At 46.2% G+C, this 18,848-nt stretch carries 19 protein-coding genes and 2 tRNA genes; 12 read left to right on the top strand and 9 right to left on the bottom strand.

Features of this window, described 5'->3' with window-relative positions; translation table 11 throughout:
- Window positions 1-422: hypothetical protein (locus tag ACYQ2M_RS08005; protein ID WP_459915809.1), on the bottom strand; the 422-nt coding region annotated here is incomplete at its 3' end.
- 352 nt (window positions 423-774) lie between these two features.
- Between ACYQ2M_RS08005 and larE the strand changes: the two genes are divergently transcribed.
- Complete coding sequence (larE, locus tag ACYQ2M_RS08000; protein WP_459915808.1) at window positions 775-1,572, top strand: ATP-dependent sacrificial sulfur transferase LarE; 798 nt, start codon at window positions 775-777, stop codon at window positions 1,570-1,572.
- 7 nt (window positions 1,573-1,579) lie between these two features.
- Here the strand turns inward: larE and ACYQ2M_RS07995 are convergent, their stop codons facing one another.
- Window positions 1,580-2,701: an aminopeptidase P family protein gene (locus tag ACYQ2M_RS07995; protein WP_459915807.1), complete on the bottom strand. Its 1,122-nt coding sequence runs from the start codon at window positions 2,699-2,701 to the stop codon at window positions 1,580-1,582.
- A 382-nt stretch (window positions 2,702-3,083) separates the two neighbouring features.
- Here ACYQ2M_RS07995 and ACYQ2M_RS07990 point away from each other — a divergent pair, with 382 nt between their 5' ends.
- From ACYQ2M_RS07990 to ACYQ2M_RS07975, 4 genes are read left to right on the top strand one after another with little or no spacing between them, the layout of a single operon-like run.
- Window positions 3,084-3,551, top strand: coding sequence for a hypothetical protein (locus ACYQ2M_RS07990; protein ID WP_459915806.1), 468 nt, complete (start codon window positions 3,084-3,086; stop codon window positions 3,549-3,551).
- Between the two features lie 22 nt (window positions 3,552-3,573).
- Window positions 3,574-4,710 carry an aminofutalosine synthase MqnE gene (gene mqnE, locus ACYQ2M_RS07985; protein WP_459915805.1) on the top strand — a complete coding sequence of 379 codons (1,137 nt, stop codon included), beginning with the start codon at window positions 3,574-3,576 and terminating at the stop codon, window positions 4,708-4,710.
- A gap of 1 nt (window position 4,711) precedes the next feature.
- A complete protein-coding gene (mqnC, locus tag ACYQ2M_RS07980) occupies window positions 4,712-5,770 on the top strand; it encodes a cyclic dehypoxanthinyl futalosine synthase (protein WP_459915804.1) in 1,059 nt (352 codons plus the stop codon).
- Window positions 5,771-5,818: 48 nt separating this feature from the next.
- Window positions 5,819-6,700: a menaquinone biosynthetic enzyme MqnA/MqnD family protein gene (locus ACYQ2M_RS07975; protein ID WP_459915803.1), complete on the top strand. Its 882-nt coding sequence runs from the start codon at window positions 5,819-5,821 to the stop codon at window positions 6,698-6,700.
- Between the two features lie 8 nt (window positions 6,701-6,708).
- Here ACYQ2M_RS07975 and ACYQ2M_RS07970 read toward each other — a convergent pair whose 3' ends face one another.
- The gene (locus tag ACYQ2M_RS07970) at window positions 6,709-7,557 is read right to left on the bottom strand and encodes a 1,4-dihydroxy-6-naphtoate synthase (RefSeq protein ID WP_459915802.1); all 849 of its coding nucleotides are present in this window, start codon (window positions 7,555-7,557) and stop codon (window positions 6,709-6,711) included.
- A gap of 158 nt (window positions 7,558-7,715) precedes the next feature.
- On the opposite strand from ACYQ2M_RS07970, the gene ACYQ2M_RS07965 reads away from it, so the two are divergent.
- Window positions 7,716-8,240, top strand: a complete 525-nt coding sequence (locus ACYQ2M_RS07965; protein WP_459915801.1) for a hypothetical protein — start codon at window positions 7,716-7,718, stop codon at window positions 8,238-8,240.
- Window positions 8,241-8,531: 291 nt separating this feature from the next.
- On the opposite strand, the gene ACYQ2M_RS07960 is transcribed toward ACYQ2M_RS07965, so the two are convergent.
- From ACYQ2M_RS07960 to tadA, 3 genes are all read right to left on the bottom strand, one after another.
- Window positions 8,532-8,608: transfer RNA gene (locus ACYQ2M_RS07960), tRNA-Pro, on the bottom strand.
- A 195-nt stretch (window positions 8,609-8,803) separates the two neighbouring features.
- The gene (locus ACYQ2M_RS07955) at window positions 8,804-10,090 is read right to left on the bottom strand and encodes an adenylosuccinate synthase (RefSeq protein WP_459915800.1); all 1,287 of its coding nucleotides are present in this window, start codon (window positions 10,088-10,090) and stop codon (window positions 8,804-8,806) included.
- Window positions 10,075-10,545 carry a tRNA adenosine(34) deaminase TadA gene (gene tadA, locus ACYQ2M_RS07950; RefSeq protein WP_459915799.1) on the bottom strand — a complete coding sequence of 157 codons (471 nt, stop codon included), beginning with the start codon at window positions 10,543-10,545 and terminating at the stop codon, window positions 10,075-10,077. The genes ACYQ2M_RS07955 and tadA overlap by 16 nt, the downstream gene beginning before the upstream one ends.
- 117 nt (window positions 10,546-10,662) lie before the next feature.
- Between tadA and ACYQ2M_RS07945 the strand changes: the two genes are divergently transcribed.
- From ACYQ2M_RS07945 to ACYQ2M_RS07925, 5 genes are all read left to right on the top strand, one after another.
- A tRNA-Arg gene (locus ACYQ2M_RS07945) sits at window positions 10,663-10,739 on the top strand.
- Between the two features lie 427 nt (window positions 10,740-11,166).
- Window positions 11,167-11,631 carry a PilZ domain-containing protein gene (locus ACYQ2M_RS07940; protein WP_459915798.1) on the top strand — a complete coding sequence of 155 codons (465 nt, stop codon included), beginning with the start codon at window positions 11,167-11,169 and terminating at the stop codon, window positions 11,629-11,631.
- On the top strand, window positions 11,621-11,995 hold the full coding sequence (locus tag ACYQ2M_RS07935) for a PGPGW domain-containing protein (RefSeq protein WP_459915797.1): 375 nt from the start codon (window positions 11,621-11,623) through the stop codon (window positions 11,993-11,995). The genes ACYQ2M_RS07940 and ACYQ2M_RS07935 overlap by 11 nt, the downstream gene beginning before the upstream one ends.
- 14 nt (window positions 11,996-12,009) lie before the next feature.
- On the top strand, window positions 12,010-13,458 hold the full coding sequence (gene cls, locus ACYQ2M_RS07930; RefSeq protein ID WP_459915796.1) for a cardiolipin synthase: 1,449 nt from the start codon (window positions 12,010-12,012) through the stop codon (window positions 13,456-13,458).
- A gap of 14 nt (window positions 13,459-13,472) precedes the next feature.
- Complete coding sequence (locus ACYQ2M_RS07925) at window positions 13,473-14,831, top strand: sensor domain-containing diguanylate cyclase (protein WP_459915795.1); 1,359 nt, start codon at window positions 13,473-13,475, stop codon at window positions 14,829-14,831.
- A gap of 101 nt (window positions 14,832-14,932) precedes the next feature.
- Here the strand turns inward: ACYQ2M_RS07925 and ACYQ2M_RS07920 are convergent, their stop codons facing one another.
- The 3 genes from ACYQ2M_RS07920 to ACYQ2M_RS07910 are packed head-to-tail and all read right to left on the bottom strand — an operon-like array spanning window position 14,933 to window position 18,078.
- The gene (locus tag ACYQ2M_RS07920; protein WP_459915794.1) at window positions 14,933-16,483 is read right to left on the bottom strand and encodes a polyamine aminopropyltransferase; all 1,551 of its coding nucleotides are present in this window, start codon (window positions 16,481-16,483) and stop codon (window positions 14,933-14,935) included.
- Window positions 16,484-16,489: 6 nt separating this feature from the next.
- A complete protein-coding gene (locus ACYQ2M_RS07915) occupies window positions 16,490-17,359 on the bottom strand; it encodes a DUF350 domain-containing protein (RefSeq protein ID WP_459915793.1) in 870 nt (289 codons plus the stop codon).
- Window positions 17,356-18,078 carry a hypothetical protein gene (locus ACYQ2M_RS07910; RefSeq protein ID WP_459915792.1) on the bottom strand — a complete coding sequence of 241 codons (723 nt, stop codon included), beginning with the start codon at window positions 18,076-18,078 and terminating at the stop codon, window positions 17,356-17,358. Before ACYQ2M_RS07910 ends, ACYQ2M_RS07915 begins: the two co-directional genes overlap by 4 nt.
- Before the next feature lie 188 nt (window positions 18,079-18,266).
- On the opposite strand from ACYQ2M_RS07910, the gene ACYQ2M_RS07905 reads away from it, so the two are divergent.
- A complete protein-coding gene (locus ACYQ2M_RS07905) occupies window positions 18,267-18,809 on the top strand; it encodes a hydrolase (protein WP_459915791.1) in 543 nt (180 codons plus the stop codon).
- The last annotated feature ends 39 nt before the right edge of the window (window positions 18,810-18,848 follow it).

Genomic DNA, 18,848 nt, shown 5'->3' with positions numbered 1-18,848 from the left:
AGTCTTTCTTCTTCGGCCTTTTTAGCAGCAGCTTCTTCGGCCAGGCGTTTTTCTTCTTCGGCCTTTTTAGCAGCAGCTTCTTTGGCCAGGCGTTTTTCTTCAGCTAATTTTGCCTCTTTGGCCAGTTTTTCTTCTTCGGCTTTTTTAGCAGCAAGTTCTTCAGCCATACGTTTTTCCTCGGCTATTTTATTTTCTTTTATTTGAGATGCTTCAGCTGCTTTTTTTGTTTCTACAGGCTGTATGGATTCACTGCCTGTTGTTTTTTTAGATTTTGCAGGTGTTTTTTTGGCAGCGGTTTTTGTCGCAGCCTTCTTAGCAGCGGTTTTCTTTGCTGTGGCAGTGGCCTTTTTTGTTGTGGTTTTTTTAGCAGTGGTTTTTTCGTCTTTTTTCTTCACTGGTTTCTTTTTTTTTGTTGCAGCCATGTCTCCCCTTTAATCAAAATTCAAATTATGACTCAATTTTCAGAACTGACTTTTTTCGGTGGGGTCCGGCTTGTTATATTAAAGCCTGTATTATTTGTTTAACAGGCACCATGCTTTTCATTCAAATAGTTTTAAGCATTCATATGGTAAAAAGTTGCAACAAAACAGGCCTGACACCTCTTCAGATAAAAATCACCCGGAAAGATGAGTTATGATGACTTTAACGGATAATCCTTTAAAATAAATACCGAAACATATACAATAATTTGATGTTTGTAAATACTTTGTTGGGACAAAACAAAAAGCTGTATTTATTTTGCTAATTTAAAGGGTTAGCGCAAAAAGGATGATCGTGCAGAAAAAAATTCAACAACTTGGTACATTGATTGGGGGATATCAAGGTATTGCCATTGCTTTTTCAGGGGGTGTTGACAGCGCCTTTCTTGCGGCCATGGCAAAAAAGAATATGAAATACAATGTGGTGCTGCTGACCCTGGATTCGGATTTTCAGTCCGATGGGGATACGGAGCATGCCATATATATGGCCGGTAAAATAGGCTTGCCCCATGAAATCATTCCTTTTGATCCATGGACGGACAAGGCCCTAGTCAAAAATGAAAAAAACCGCTGCTATATCTGTAAAAATAAAGGGTTTGCTTTGTTGCGAGCTGCCGCTGACAGGCGGGGTATTGTGACTTTGGCCCATGGGGTGAATACAGATGACCTGTCCGATTACAGGCCGGGGCTCAAGGCTGCCCATGAGCAAGGGATTGTCTCCCCACTAGTGGATGTCGGTATGAGCAAGGAAGAGATTCGACAGGCCTCCAGGGAAATTGGTCTTGAAACCTGGAATATGCCTTCACAATCTTGTCTTGCCACACGAATTCCCTATGGGGAGTATTTGACCATGGAAAAGATCATGCAGATCAAGCACGCCGAGGATCACCTGCAACTGCTTGGTTTTGAGGGAGTGCGGGTGCGCCACCATGGCTTGCTTGCAAGGATTGAGTGTAAAACCCAAGATATTGAAAAAATATCTTCTCCATCATTCAGAAGCAAGATTACAAAGGCCCTTCAGGTACAGGGGTTTAAATTTGTTTCAGTTGACCTTGAAGGCTATACCAGCGGACGGATGAATAGAATGCTGTAAGCCTCATCTATTGTGGCTCTATGATATAGTTGTCATATCTCATGGTATTTAATACCTCAGCCCCGTTTTCGGTGACAAGGATCATGTTTTCAAGCCGGATACCCCCCCATTGGGGCAGGTAAATTCCCGGTTCCACGGTGACGACCATGCCGGGTTCAAGCAGTGAATCATCCATGGAAGAAAGCCGTGGAGCCTCATGGATAGCAAGCCCCACACCGTGGCCCAGGCCATGCCCAAAGGTGTTTTTAAACCGGGATTGATTGATGTGTTCCCTGGCAATTTTATCGATGTCACTGCATTTCATGCCCGGAACAATGGCATCAATAGCCATCTGCTGGGCCGTGTTTAATACCGAATATGCCTCCTTGAAGGTGTCGTCCGGAGCGCCAATGACAAGGGTTCTGGTGGTGTCACTGCAATAGCCCCCCCATTTGGCACCAAAGTCAAAAAGAAGGGGTTCGCCTTCCAGAAAGACCCGATCTCCGGGAATGGCATGGGGAAGAGCACTATTTTTCCCCGATGCGGCAATTACTGGGAACGACAATGCATCAGCTCCGTTCTGGCGCATGAATTTTTCAAGAAGCCAGGCCGCTTTTTTTTCCGCCATTCCCGGATGAATCATGGTTCTGAGCTCAAGGAAAGATGTCTCGGCAATGGCCAGGGCTTTTTTCATTATTTTGATTTCATCATCATCTTTTTGAGTTCTTATATGTTTTAATATATCATCCTGGGATTCAAACCGGCATTCAAGACCTGCTTGCTGGGTTTCTTTTATCATTTTATCATAAAGCGCATGGGTCAGTCGGGCGGATTCAACACCGATGACTTTGCTCCCAAGCTTTTCAAGCAGTCCGGGAAGTTCAACAGCCAGACCTTTTTTATAACAATAGATTTCATAGCCTTCTGCTTCCTGGGCTGCCTGGGTTTCAAATCTTGAGTCCGTTGCCAGCAGGAGATGATCCAGGGTAATAATCAATACTCCTGCCGATTCGTCATAGCCACCATCCACACCGGTGAATCCACTCAGATATCGGCGGTTTTCATCGGAAAAAATAATAAGGGTATCTGTCTGGGTTACGGTCAGTTCATTTCTCAGTCCATGTAGTCTTTGTTCAATATGGGATTCCACTTCTTATCTCCTTTTTGGTATCCTTATATATCAGGTTCCAAGTTCCTTTATATTTCTGGGGTAATAGTGCCCGGAAAATGGGATTATTGCTCCAGGAAGTGCAAGCGGGCAAATGAAGGATCTCTCCTTAATTTTTGAAAATTCTTTATATCATCCCTATTGTCTTCTGAACAATTATTTCTTTTTTTCATGGTGACAAATTTTTTTATTTATTATAGTTGTTTTTTGTTAATTCCGTGGATTGCAGGTACTCATTGGTGTGTTTGCATGTTTGCGGCCTGATCACAGCCTCGGCTAATAGTCACCGTTGACGGGGCAATGGGGGCAAGTTTTTATTGTTGTTTGTTTTCTAGGGAAACCAACGGGGCAGGTGCTTTGCAGAGTGGCAGATCTTGCCTGTATTGTTGTTTATTTCCTGAACAGTCATGGCGTTGATAAAGGAGTGCAGGTGAAAGCATTTACAAAGACTCAAGTGCCAAAAAATGCATTTTTAAAAGCGCTTTACAAAAAAGTAAATTGGAAATTTGTACTGCACAAACTGAGGGAAAAACACAAGATTGTTGTTAGTGATGAGCTGGCCTATGTGGATGGGGACTTTGTTGTCCATGACAATGAAGTTGCCTGCCGTCTTGACATTGATGTGACCATACGCCTTTCCGTGATCTGTGATAAATCGGGGAATTGTTTGAAGCTCAGCACTGCGAGTCCTGATTCGGTACAGGAAATTGATAGTGCTGAAAAACAGGAAACGGCCCGTGAAGAAATTCAAAATTACAGGCGCCAGGAAATGGCAGCAATGGCCACAGGGCTTGCAGATATGATTACCGAGATTAATAACGAAACTTTCTGACTTTTAAAAAAGAAGGTATGATGTGAATCGATTATTTCGAGATGATGCATTAAAAGATATTTATAGCAAGGTGAAAAACGGCATTCGGCTGTCCCGGGAGGATGGTCTTTTGCTTTATAAGACCCAGGATTTAAATGGGGTGGGGCGCATGGCCGACCATGTTCGACGTCAACGGCATGGTAATGATGCATTTTATGTGTATAACCAGCATTTAAATTATACCAACATCTGCAAAAACCGTTGCCTTTTCTGCGCCTATGCCGTGGATAAAGATGATGACGGGGCTTATCTGTGGCGGATGGATGAAATTGAAAAAAGGGTTATGGCCCGCATTGATGAACCCGTCAACGAGTTGCACATCGTGGGGGGGCTTCATCCTTTTTTGGATTTTGATTATTTCACCGATCTTCTTAAAACGGTGAAACGCATCCGGCCCACGGCAAAAATCAAGGCATTTACATCGGTGGAGATTGATTACCTTTCCAATCTGTCTGGACTGAGCGTGGAAGAGACCATTGCTGAGCTTAAAAAGGCTGGGCTTGACATGATGCCGGGTGGCGGTGCAGAAGTTATGAGTGAGCGGGTGAGGAAAAAACTTTTTCCAAAAAAAGTGCCGGGTCACCGCTGGCTGGAAATCATGGAAGCTGTTCACCGGGCAGGTATTCCAACCAATGCCACCATGCTTTACGGGCACATTGAAACCTTGGAGGAACGGGTGGATCATCTGGTTGCCCTGCGGGAACTCCAGGACCGCACCGGTGGATTTTCTGCCTTTATTCCCCTGGCATTTCATTCCAAAAACACGGCCCTGTCCCACCTTCCAGCCACCACCGCCGTGGATGATCTGAAAAATATCGCCATTGCACGTCTGCTTCTGGATAATTTTGATCACATAAAAGCCTACTGGGTAATGATTGGTGAAAAACTTGCCCAGGTGGCACTTAACTATGGCGCAGATGATCTGGACGGCACCATCATTGAAGAGCGTATCACCCATGAGGCCGGTGCCACTTCTGCCATAGGCCTGACCCGGGACGACATGGAGCGGATGATCCGGGATGCCGGATTTCTTCCTGTGGAACGGGATACTTTTTACAATGCCCTTCGCCGGGATGGGGTGGTCGTTGCGGAAAACGGGGCAACGGGGCATGGAGCTTAATATGAAAGCAATCGAATCAATCATTAACAAAGTTTATGGGAACGTTCGAATTACCATGGATGAGGGCCTTTCTTTCTTTAACCATGCAGATCTTTTAACCCTTGCGGCTATGGCGGAACACAAACGCTTTGAACGCCACCCGGACAGGGTCATCACCTTTGTGGTGGACCGAAACATCAATTACACCAATATCTGCATGTCCGGCTGCAAGTTTTGCGCATTCTATAAGACTCCGGAAAGTGGTGAAGGATATGTTATTTCCCGGGAAAATCTCCATGAAAAAATCCAGGAAACCCTGGATCTCGGGGGCACCCAGATTCTTCTCCAGGGGGGTATGAATCCCCATCTTGAAATGAGCTATTACATAGATCTGTTAAAGGACATAAAGGCCAATTTTAAAATCCATATCCATGGTTTTTCTCCGCCGGAGATTGCTTATATTGCTGAAAAATCAGGGTTGGATATTGCATCGGTGGTGTCCCGGTTTCGGGAGGCAGGACTTGATTCAATTCCCGGAGGCGGTGCGGAGATTCTATGTGATGATGTTCGTTTAAAGGTATCTCCCAATAAATGCATGACAGGTCCCTGGCTTGAGGTCATGGAAACCGCCCACAACCTGGGCATGAAATCCAGTGCCACCATGATGTTTGGTCATGCGGAAAGTCCCCATCATATTTTTGAGCACATGGATAAAATCCGGCAGCTCCAGGATCGCACGGGCGGCTTCACTGCCTTTATTCCCTGGACGTTTCAGCCTGGCAATACCCGCATCCATCACCCGGGAACCGGGGCAGCCGTCTATTTGCGGGTGCTTGCTTTGAGCCGGATTTTTTTGGATAACATTGACAATATCCAGGCATCCTGGGTCACCCAGGGAGAAAAAATAGCCCAAGCCGCCCTGTTTTATGGGGCCAATGACCTGGGAAGCACCATGATAGAGGAAAACGTGGTGGCATCGGCTGGGGTGGATTTTATGTTGCCGGAAAAAGAATTGCGTCGACTCATTGAAACCGCCGGGTTCACCCCCCGTCAGCGGGACTGTTACTATAATTTGTTGTGAGCCCTCTTTGTTGAGATCTGGGCAGGCATACGCACAGGAAACCTTGATATGATGATAACTCCCCCTCTTTTAATGGGTAAGATAGACTACATAAATGCATCACCCGTGTATTATGGGCTGGACCATGGATTGCTGCCCCGGTGGATAAATATGGTACCCAACCCCCCCGCCATATTAAATGGCATGATTCAGGAAAAAAAAATTGCCATTAGTCCGGTGTCATCGGCTTTTTACGGTATGCATCACAAAGATTTGCTGGTTCTGCCGGATCTCTCCATATCCTCCCATGGTGATGTCATGAGCGTTGTTTTAATGAGCAACCATGATCTTGATGAACTCCATGGTCGAAATATCCTTCTCACGCGGGAGTCTGCAACCTCGGTGTGTCTGGTGAAACTTATCATGGCCCAGCGTCATCTGGTACCGGTGTACACCATCGGACGGCTTAAATCCCTTGGAGATGTGCCCGGGGATGTTGATGGGGCGCTCATCATCGGGGATGCCGCTATGACCCAGCCCTGGGAATCCCGGTTTAAATACCGCTTTGATCTTGGCCGCTTGTGGCATGGGACAACCGGACTTCCCTTTGTGTACGCCCTGTGGGTGGTGGACAGAACCTATGCAAAGAATCATCCTGAGGCCGTGGGGGCGGCCCTTGAGCTTTTTTATCGGTCAAGGGCCATGGGTTATGAAAATATCAAACAGGTAATAAAAAACGGTGCCCGTAAACTAAGCCTTGATGAGGCCTATGTTGAGCGCTATTTTAAAGGGTTGATCTGTGATCTGGATGGACCTAAAATTAAAGGTTTGACCCATTTCTTTGATTCTCTTTATCATCATGGTATTTTTCCTGACAAGGTGGATGTGCAGTTTTTTAAGCCGGGCAAATCCTATAAAATGACTGGCAGAGTTGCTGTTCTGAAGGGGTAACCAAGGCGTTATTCCACAAACCAGGAGGCCGGTGGTGGGGGCAGCATGCCCGCCTGACGGGCCTTTTCAAAAAAAGACAGAACGGATTGTTCTCCTTCCAGCCCCAGATCCATGGAAAAATCATTTACATAGAGTCCAATGTGCTCCTGTATCACCGTGTCATTTAGTTCCTGGGCATGGTGTCGAATGTAGGCCATTCCTGCTTCCGGGAAGTCCCTGGCATGGGAAATGCTTTGGCGGATTAAGGATTCCACCTGCATGGCGGTTTCCCGAGGCATTCCTTTTTTTACGGCAATACATCCCAATGGAATGGGAAGTCCTGTGTGATCTTCCCACCACTGTCCCAGATCCTGGATCAATTCAAATCCCATGCGTTCATAGACAAACCGTCCCTCATGGATGATGACACCCGCATGGGCCATTCCCTTTTTCACCGCTGGCATGACCGCCTCAAAGGGCATGGGAATCAGATCTGTTGTCATGCCGGGGAACCGGTCTTCAAGGTAAAATTTAAACAAAAGACAGGCCGTGGTGCCAAATCCGGGAACGGCCACCCGGATTCTGTCAGTCGATGAAAGTGTTTGACCGGGCAGGGTGATCACAAGGGGGCCGCAGCCCCGGCCTAGGGCTGCCCCGCTTCTTAACAGGCGATATCTGTCTCCCAGGCCGCCCATGGCGGCAAAGGACAGTTTGGTGATATCATGGGTGCTTGTGGCAGCTTGCTGGTTAAGGGTCTCCACATCGGCAATGCTGGTTTTAAAACAAAGTGGGGCGGTGTCGATGATGCCGTGAATCATGGCGTGGAAAATGTAAGTATCATTAGGACAACTGGAATAGGCAAGACTGAGGGGGTTCAATGTGATCTCCGTATAATCTGGAAGGTAAAATAATGGGGCAAATTCCCCGGCGGAAATTGTATCCCCAAGGGCACTGGCGGGTCAAGCCCTGTGAGGTTTAAAATTTTAATTTATGGCAGGAATTTTGAGATTGGCCGGAATTTTCATGGAGGTGATCCGTGTGGAAAGACAAAATAGCGTTGAAAGCCCTTGATGGCCTGGTATTGCTTGTTTTAATCCTGTGGACACCTGCAATGGGAAAGGAGTTGTCCATTAATTTTACGGATGGACAATATGTTAAAGATGAATGGGTGGTCAGTCTTGGCAGCATGTCGGCACGCTATATCCCCCATGAACGGCATCCGGTTTCATACATCATTCAAAGGCAGCCTGGCAGTAAAATAACGCGATTGGGCATGACCATGCAGCTCTGTACCACCATCGGCGCTGCCAGAGCCAATGTGTACATTGCGTGCGGTGGCAGTAGAGATGGATTTAAAATCAACACATATCCCCATGAGCAGTTATGGAAAAACACCCGTCAGTGGCAGATGTCTGACCATTGCCTGGAAATTTTAAATAAACGCGGAGAGCTGCAGTTGGTTATAAATGTGAACTGGGATGGTCACGGGGTATTTCTTTTATCGGATTTAAAGATGGATGTGGAACAAAACGGGGCAGGGCTTGAGAACGCAACGCCTTGACCCTGGAGGGCTTTTGGAGATCTGGGGTGCTCTTTTGCATCCTTTGCAATTTTTTTTCGGGCTTGGTTATGACATGGGGCATCAGTCACAGCTGGCGGGCCAATGAGGTCGGGCTTGTTAGCAAATCCTTTTCTCAATCTCCATCAGAGTTTGTTCGGTGTGCATTGGGTATAAAAAAAAGGCCGACCTCCAAATAATGTGAAGGTCAGCCATTCCTTTATGCTTACTGACAAGTTGTAAGTCAGCTTATCCGCTCAGACGCTTAAGGCTGCTGAAAGCCTTGTTTGGAGGTGGTCGGGATGAGAAGATTCGAACTTCCGACCCCAGCGTCCCGAACGCTGTGCTCTACCAGACTGAGCCACATCCCGACATCCAAACGACGAATATTAATAGTTTGTTTTTCAAGCATTGTCAATTAAAAATCAGTGTGACAGTGCAAAATTTTCAGAATGAGGGACTTCATCGTGTCAAACGGGCAAAGAAAGGAGAGTCTATGACAATACAGGCAGACAGCTCTTTTTTTTGATGCCAGTGATTTTTATCACACAAGGTGCCCTGAAGTATTAAAAGAAGCGATCCAATATCATGGTGGCTTCTCTGCCGGGACCCACGGACAGAATTTTGATTTTTACTCCGGACAATTCTTCAATTCTGGCAAGATATTTTTTCGCATTTTCCGGTAATTGATCAAAACTTTTAAGCTTTGAGGTGTCTGTCAGCCATCCGGGATGTGTTTCATATACGGGTGTGCAGTTTTCAAGGGCTTTTATGCTGGCCGGAAAATGTTCCAAGGTCTCACCGTCATATTCGTACCCGGTGCAGATCTTAAGTTCCTTAAGATCATCCAGAACATCCAGTTTTGTGATGACAAGGCCGGTGAGACTGTTAAGCCGTGCCGCATTCTTTAAGATCACCATATCAAGCCATCCGCAGCGCCTTTTTCTGCCGGTGGTGGCACCGAATTCCGCCCCCTTCTTCTGGATGCCATCGCCAATGTCATCAAAGAGTTCGGTGGGGAATGGGCCGGCACCCACGCGGGTGGTGTAGGCCTTGACAATGCCGATGATTTCATTGAGTCTGCAGGGCCCCACACCGGACCCACAGGCAGCATTACCGGAAACGGTGCTGGAGGAGGTAACAAAGGGGTAGGTACCATGTTCCACATCCAGGTGGGTGCCCTGGGCACCTTCAAAAAGCACCGTTTTTCCCTCATCCATGCCCTGGTTTAAAATAACCGATACATCTGCAATGTAGGGTAGCAGGCGATCCCTTAATGCCATGTATTCCTTGATCACCGCTTCGGGATCAAGAGTGGGGGCATTAAAATATTTTTCAAGGTAGAAATTCTTTTCTTCCATGATGGTAGTGACTTTGTCGGCAAAGAAATCAGGATCCAGCAGATCTGCAAACCGGATGCCCCTTCTGGTGGCCCGGTCTTCGTAGCACGGCCCGATGCCCCGGCCGGTGGTACCAATCTTATTGGCCCCTTTTTTGATTTCCCGAGCCTTGTCGATCTCTTTGTGGTAGGGCATGATCATGTGTGCCCTATTGCTAACTTTCAGCATGTCCGGGGACACGTCCACCTGATTGTCCATGAGATAGTCCATCTCACTTAACAATACACCCGGGTCCACCACCACGCCATTGCCGATAAAACATTTTTTTTTCTGGAGGATTCCCGACGGCACCAGATGGCTGATGATTTCCTTTCCATCCACCACCATGGTGTGACCGGCATTGTTTCCGCCCTGGAATCTCACCACGTAATCGGAAGACCCACTTAAAATATCAACAATTTTTCCCTTGCCTTCATCACCCCACTGGGTGCCGACAACTACAATGTTTGACACGGTTTTCTCCTTTTATTTCTAAAAAAGCTTCTGATAATATTCCGGGTTTCATCCTCACAAATGCCGGATACAACTTCAAGGTTGTGGTTGAGCCGGGCATCAGAAGCAAAATTATATAATGCACCGGCAGCCCCCCATCTGGGGTCAGGGGCACCAAAAACAACCCGGGAGAGCCGGGCATGTATCACCGCACCCATACACATGATGCACGGCTCAATGGTGGTGTAAAGTGTGGCGCCGCATAGGCGATAATTGCCCGTTTTTTTTGCAGCATTTCTAAGGGCCAGCATTTCTGCATGGGCCGAAGGGTCTGACCGGGTGATGGTTTGATTATGACCATACCCCAGAATGTTGCCCTTGGTATCCACCACCACGGCTCCCACTGGTACCTCGTCCAGTTGCCGGGCTTTAACTGCCTCGGCCAGGGCCAGATTCATGTATTCTCTGTCATTCATGGCCTATCTATATCCATTAATTCGGCTTAAGGTCAATTTAATTTTTAAACAAAGATGAAAATAATTTAAAAAGATGTTGACATTTGCCCCCCGGAAATATATCTAGGAGGAGTTTGTGCGCCCGTGGCTCAGCTGGATAGAGCACCTGACTACGAATCAGGGGGTCAGCGGTTCGAATCCGTTCGGGCGTACCACTTTAAAATCAAGGGGGATTATAGCGTATATGGCTGTGATCCCCTTTTTTTATTTGTGTTTCCAATCTTTCTTTGGTATTCGCATAATGTCGTTATGTGCGGACGTATTCCCAAATTCTCCGGTTTACTTACAATATGGTTTGTTTGTTATAGTTCACGGGGCCAACGGGGCCAGGCTTGTGCTATTGGAGGCCGAAGCTTTTGCCAGGTTCCATGATTTTATCATGAGTTTGCCTTTAAAGACAAAATTAAACAAAAGCGTAAATAACGCAAACCTGATAGGCCTCTGATTAATCGTCGAACCGGGGAGATGGTAATGCACCTGACCTTTCTTTGCGTTAAGGCGGATTAACTGGTTGATTGGAGTTGATAACTCCACGATGCTAAATCAGGGCTTTCCACAATAAAAAAAGCCAGGAATTAATAAATGACCCAAAAAATATATGTTTCCAGTGATAAAAAGGCAACCTTCAGTTGTCCCCAGTGCGGCTTGGTGAAAGAAAAAGATGTCTCAAAATTTCTTGATATAAAAGCAACCGTGAAACTCAAGTGCAAATGTGTCTGTGGGCACACTTTTCCAGTTGTTTTTGAGCGCAGGCGGCATATCAGAAAGGAAGTTAATTTTCCAGGTTCCTTTGTTCGGGGAAAGGAGTCCGGGAACCTTTTTGTTAAAAATATTTCCCGCACCGGTCTTAATTTAAAAATAAATTTTAAAACATCTTTGAAGGTGGGGGACAAATTTGTGGTTAAATTTTTCCTTGGGACATCGCCCAATTCAGAGGTGGAAAAAGAGGTTGTTGTCAGAAATGTGATGTTTCCCATGATAGGGGTTGAATTCATTTCCAAAGAACATTATGGCAAACTGGGGACTTATCTTCTTTATGATTTTTAAGGGCCTGATACTGTCCATTGTCATGTGTGTTCTGTCAATACTGCTGCTTCCCTTTCTGATATGCCGCATCCCCGAAGATTATTTTCTGCATAACCCATCAGAATTAAAGACACATACCACGCCCCTCATAAGGGGGGGGAGATGGTTGCTTAAAAACGTTGCCGGTTATATACTGGTTCTGGCTGGCATCATCATGCTTTTTGTTCCCGGGCAGGGACTTTTAACTATTTTGCTGGGAGCTGTGCTGATGGATTTTCCTGGAAAACGACAACTGGAAAATCGACTCATCGGAATTCGACGCATCCGGAATACACTGAACTGGATCAGAAAAAAGTACCATGTAAACGCCTTGAAATTTCCCTGAAGGAAGAAGCCCTTATGTCCTGGTGGAGTTCCCTGTTTATCTTTATTCTCTATGTCTATATTTCCATCACTATTTTTTATCTTTTGTTGGATAACCGGGAGACGGCAACCACCTTGTCCTGGCTGTTGGTGTTTATTTTTTTTCCCTTTGGTGGCATAATTATATATTTTCTTGTGGGCAGGGGCATGCGGAAAAAGGTGGGGCAGACCCTTGTGCGTCAGAATCTTGAAAAACGCATGCAGGATATTCATCAGTCCATCGTTAATCAACAGCAATCTGACATGGGCTGGATTGCTGAAAAATATTCGCTCTTTGAACATAAAAAACTCATGAGGCTTTTATATCACAATTCCGATTCAATTCTCACACGGAATACCGATATAAAAATATTTTTTGAAGGTAGAGATAAGTTTAATGTGCTTCTGGATGATTTTTCCACGGCGGTGAGCCATATCCACATGGAATATTTTATCTGGAAGTCCGATGCCCTTTCCACCCGCGTACTTGAGGTTTTAAAGTATAAAATAGAACAGGGAGTGGATGTTCGTATTTTATATGATTCCATCGGGAACTATCTTTCCAGGCGTTATCTTAAAAAACTAAGACAAATGGGTATAAAGATTTACCCCTATTATAATTTTCAGTCCCCCTTGAAAATTCATACCCTTAACTATCGGAATCACCGAAAAATTGTTGTTATAGATGGTTCAATCGGCTACATTGGTGGAATGAATATGGGCAATGAGTATATTGACGGGGGGGGGCGATTTGATTCCTGGCGGGATACCCATATGCGTATCAAGGGAGAGGCAGTCACAGTTCTTCAGGAAATTTTTTCCGTGTCCTGGTTAAATACCACCAACGAGCTTATTGATATTAGTCCGATTTCCATTGCCAATGACACAGGAGATCATCTGTTACCGGTTCAGATAACCACCTCCGGCCCGGATTCCAAGTGGGAATCCATTAAACAGCTTTATTTCCTGCTTATTTCTTCGGCCCAAAAAACCATATTTATTAATACCCCGTATTTCATCCCGGATGCCAGCATTGTCATGGCACTTAAAACGGCGGCCTTGAGTGGTATTGATGTCAGGATAATGCTTACAGGGGTTCTGGATAAAAGACTTCCCTATTGGGCTGCGTTGACCTATGTCGGAGAACTGCTAAATGCCGGGGTTCAGGTCTATTATTATCAAAAGGGGTTCATGCATGCCAAAACCATTGTGGTGGATGGAACCTCCTGTTCCATTGGTACGGCTAACATGGATATGAGAAGTTTTGAACTCAATTACGAAATCAACGCATTGATTTATGACGAATCCCTTGCCAGGGATATGGAAGTCCGGTTTCAGGCAGACATGGCAGATGCCCGGCATTTCACGCTGGAAGATTATGCCGCCATCCAACGGCCGCAGCTGCTTCGCAATTCACTGGCCCGGCTTTTTGCACCATTATTGTAAGTATGAGGCAGTCCATGAACAAGCAATTTAATGACGCATCTTTTTTTATTGAACTGGGTAAGCCCCTTGCAAAGGCCAGAACCGTGAAAGACACCCTGAACATTGTCATGTATCAGGTGGGGAAAATTTTTGAACCGGTGAACTGGTCGTTGCTGCTTAAGGATTCCAAAACCAATGAAATGGTATTTGCCGTGGTGGTGGGCAGCCAGAAAAAGCAGCTCCAGGGCATGCGCCTTCCCATGGGTCGAGGGATCGTGGGGCATATCATGGAAAGCGGGCAATCTGTTATCATTGAGGATGTGGCCGGAGATGAACGTTTCTGTGCACAAATTGACCAGAGCACGGGGTTTAAGACCAGTTCCATCATTGGTGTTCCCCTGAAAACCGATGAGAAAATATTCGGGGTCATTGAGCTGGTAAATAAAATCAGCGGTGAGAATTTTACATCATTGGAGCTCACCGTACTTGAGGCCATTGCCGAATATGCCGCCATTGCCATTGAGCGTAGCTATTACCTTCACAGCCTTAAAAATCTGGCATTGATGGATTCGCTCACCGGATTGAAAAATAGACTCAGTTTTGAGAAAGCCGTTAAAAACAGCAGTTTTGCCCTTCAACGCTATGGGATTCGATGCGGCATCCTTTTGGTGGATGTGGTTGATTTTAAACAGATCAATGAAACCAGTGGATTCCAGGCGGGCAATGATGTTTTGAGAACCTTGGCAGAAATGTTGAGGCAGGCCCTTCGGGGAGTTGATGATATTTTTCACTATGGTGGGGATAAATTTATTGTTATCCTTCCCCATGCCGGTAAAGAAGAGGCGGAACAGCTCCGGCAGAGAATGTTAAATCAACTGGCCAATGCCCAATCCTCGGACAGAAAAATTGCATTTCAGGTGAGCGTTGTTGCCCATACCTATGAGACGGACCATCTGGCGACCTTGATTGATTCTGTTGAGAAAAGATTTCTTAAGCGGCCGAGTACTGAAGAAAATGCAGGGGGTGGCATGGAAATGCATATTCATTCATGCCTCAATACAGAATCCCTGCAGCTGGACCAGGAACAGGAATTGAAAGTTGGTTTTCGTAAAAAAGTGTCTCTCATGGGGGATTTTAAACACTTTAATCGAAAAATATTTGGACGCATAACCGTGCATGATGTTTCCATGCAGGGCATCAGCTTTGAAACCCGAAAACCCGAGGGCTTTGAGGTTGGAGATCTTCTGGATGTAAACTTTACACTGGATGATCGAAACAGAAGCCGAATTAAACGGCGGGTGAGTGTCCGCATTGTTGATGGAAAAAGCATCACCGGGGATTATTACAATCCACCGCCCCATGATAAACATCTGGGCTTCTATCTCATGGGGTAAACTGGAATTTTTTCATGTAAAAGCCTGACCCCGGTTCATAGTAGCAGGTCTTAATGATCAAGCCTGTATTTTCAAAGGTGTCTGGCTGATTGTCAGAGGTGTTAATAAATACCCCAGGTACCCTGGTGATAATATCTGTACAACACCGGTTGCTGGCTTGTGTTTATGCGGATATCTTCTTTTATATCAAATACCCCCTTGCCGAAATGAACCATGGATATCATGGCTTCCTGATTTATAAACCGGGTGTCTATTGAGCCAAAGGTTAGCTGTCCTGCCATTTTTTTAAGACTGTCTGCTGAAATGAGTTCCTTGTCCACTGCCAGAATCCATCCCCATTGACCCAGCGTGGGGATGGCATTGTGCATGGGCAGTGTCGTAAATCCAGCAGATTGGATGGTCTTGTCAATGCATAAAAACGCCTTTCTGGCAAAAAAAGGACTGCTTGCCTGGGTGATCATGACGCCGCCCCGGGTGAGATGGGCCTTTACTGTGCGATAAAAGTCATTTGAATAAAGATGCATGAGATCCATGGAATCAGGGTCCGGCAGATCAATGATAATGACGTTGAAAAGACGTTGGGTCTTTTCCAGAAAAGAGGTGCCGTCCATGTTTAAAATCGTCACCTTTTCATTGGAAAGTGAGTTGTGGTTGATCTTGCTTAATACGGGATGCCGGGCGGCAAGGTCAGTCATCACCGGGTCCAGATCCACCAAGGTCAGTGAGCCCACATCGGGGTACTTCAATACCTCCCGGGCCGCAAGGCCGTCACCACCGCCCAGGATAAGGATGTTGTCGTGGTTCGGTGTTATGGCCATGGCCGGATGTACAATGGGTTCGTGGTATTTTTCCTCATCATAGGTGGAAAATTGCTCCTGGCCGTTGATGAACAACCAGTAATCCTTTTTCCAGCGTGTCATGACGATTTTTTGAAATTTTGTCTGCACCTCATAAATGATGGTGTCTTTGTATTTTTTCTGTTCACTGAATTGAACGATATCATTGGCAAACCACAGGGCGCTGCCCATGATTATCAGCACTATGACAAAGGCGGTGACAAGGGTTTTTCTGTATGTTGTCAGCTCAATAAAACGCCACAGCAGCCAGCTGGCCACCAGAAAGTTAATGGTCCCCAGAAGCACCGGGGTGTAGATGAAGCCCAGCACCGGCAGAAATACAAAGGCAAATAAAATACCACCGATGAGGGAGCCGAAGTAGTCCATTTCAAGGACCTTTGAAATGTTGGTACGAAGGGCTTGATATTTACTGTTCAGGCGGGTGACCAGAGGAATCTCCAGGCCGATGAGAAAGCCGATGCCAAAGGCCAGGGGGTATATGATTATTTCTCGGGATTCAAGATGGGGAGATAAGCCGAAACACAAAATGGCAGACACGCTGCAAAGGGATGACAGGATAAATTCCACCAGGACAAAAATATCCAGGAGGCGATGTTTAAAATGGCGGCTGTATGCGCTTCCCACCCCCATGGCAAAGAGCATGATGGACATGATCATGGTCCACTGAAAGGTGGCGTTGCCCATGAGGTAGGTGGCAAGGGTGGACAGAACAAACTCGGCAACAATACCAGAGCAGCCCGTGGCAAAGAGGGCAATCTGAAGGGTACGGCTCCTGGAGGGGGTAAACGCAGACACCTGGGGTCAGATGCACCAGAAAACGATGAATGCCCCGGCAATATAAGAAAAGGCTTCCAGGTAGGCGGCCCCCACGTTGGGTCCCCGGGTTTCAATGGATTTATCATTTCTTAATCCGATGATTTCATCGGAAAGCTTTACCCCGGGTAGCAAAAGAGCATCTGTGAGCGTTCGGATAAAGGGCAGAGACACAAGCCCGGTGATGGCATAGGCAATGAATGTGGTGATATTGTCGGTCCATGATATAAAATCGCCTTCGGCGGCAAGGCCCAGGACCACACCCATGGCAATGAGGGTGCCACTGAAGGCCACCCCGGCAGCCACATTATCTTTTTCAATTTCTGTGTGGATATCAAAGGGAAGGATAAAGTTGTAGACTTTGGACACGGCCAGTAACAGCAGTTGGCCCATGGCCCAGAATACCACGGCGGTGTCCATGCCGCCCCCCACCCCGGATACGGCACCGTAAATTACGAATCCCGATGCCATGGAGGTGCCAAACAAAACTGCTCCGGTGCCCTGATTCCGGTCACGCAGTAGTTCATCCTTGATTTTAAAGCGGTAAAGTATAACCCAGTCGCAAAGATAGGTGGACAGATTTAATAACAAAATACTCAGAAGTCCATACAGTGTTAAGTCAATCAGATCCTTTACTAGACCGTGGGATGGACCCACAATGGCACCCCCGAGGGCGATGACTAGACCTGCATAGTACCCGGTAACGGCCAGGGCAACGGCGGGGTTGTCGTTTTCCACAAGTTCAATATTTAAGTTGAAATCCCGGTGGAGAAGGTTGTAGCAAAGTTTTCCTATATAAAAAAGAATGAAAAAAATAATAAAATAAAGAATACCCAGAATTAATCCGTCAATGGTCATTTGCCGGAACCTCCTGCTCTGCTTCTCAGACCGGTTTTGGAACGGCCGATCTTCTGGTTTACTTTGCTGGAAAAGGAGGATTTCTTGGCATTCACCGAAGACATCCGGGAGGAATAAAAAGAAGGTCGTGTGGCTTTTACAATATTGCCAGTGGAACCATATTGCTTGTTTCTGCCAAAGTATGGTTTGTGGCTGGCTCTGTTACTTTGATAACTTCTGTAATCATTTCTGTGGATGGGGCTGTACCAGCCTCCGAACAGACTTGAAATCAGAGCGTATTTTCCATAAAATTCCCAAAAGGAACCTCCACTGCTGTCTTCACGCCATCGGCCATATTTTTCATCACCCACAAGGGCATAACCCGGGGGGGAAGCCACATCGTCAAAGCCCCCCTCTTTTTTGGTCAGCAGTGCCATGCCCAGGAATTCAATATTTTTATTGTAGAAGGCTTTAGGAACCTCAAACCACTGGGTTTTAGAAGATTCTTCGGGGAGCACCACAAGGTATTGATGAAAATATTTTTTTACAAAGGTGCCTTCTTCCTTCATGTCTTCAAGAATGATGGAAAAAGTGGGCTCATCCTTTAATGTTTTTTTCAATGTTTCCAGGGGATTTTCCCCGGGCCCGCCCCCGCAGCCTGTAAAAAGAATGCAAAACACTACCGCAAGGGTAAGCTTCGCAGAAAAATTACGGATATTTAAGGCATTGTGTGATTTCATAATTGTTCAATTTAACAGAAAATTTTATGGCGGGCAAGTAAATATTTTCAAGTTTGATTACGTGCAATATCCGTTGCGCTTTTAACAGGTCGTTGTTATGGTGCCATGGTCAGGTTTCCGGTGTTGGGGCCAAGCCCGTTTTTCCCAATTCCGGAACCCAACCCCACAATATATTAAGGAGGATGCAGATGTTTAGGTTGGACAATACGGTACTGCTGGTAATTGATATCCAGGGAAAACTGGCCACTTTAATGCATGAAAAGGACTCTCTTTTTTCATCCGTTTCCACACTGATCCAGGGAATGAAACTCATGGACGTCCCCATTGTGTGGGTGGAGCAGCTTCCCGACAAGCTGGGAAAATCCATCGTAGAGGTTTCCGATCATCTTGCTCCGGACATCACCCCCATTCCCAAGCATACCTTCAGCTGCTGTAAAAATGAGCAGTTCATGGACAGGTTTGATGCCATTGGCAGAAAACATGTGTTATTGGCCGGTATTGAGTCCCACATCTGTGTGTACCAGACCGGTATGGCGCTTCTGGAAAGGGGATGTGAGGTGCAGATGGTGGCAGATTGCGTGTCTTCCAGAACTGCACAGAACCGGCAATTGGGTATTGACCGCATCTGCCAGGCGGGTGGGAGCGTAACCAGCGTGGAGATGATCTTTTTTGAGCTGCTTCAGAAGGCTGAAGGCGATATGTTTCGTCAGGTGGTAAAGCTGATCAAATAATTTAGGTGTTGGATTTGTTTGGTTGGGCTTGGTTATAAT

This window comes from Desulfocicer niacini, assembly GCF_054657595.1.
This window is presented reverse-complemented; position numbering and strand designations above follow the sequence as displayed.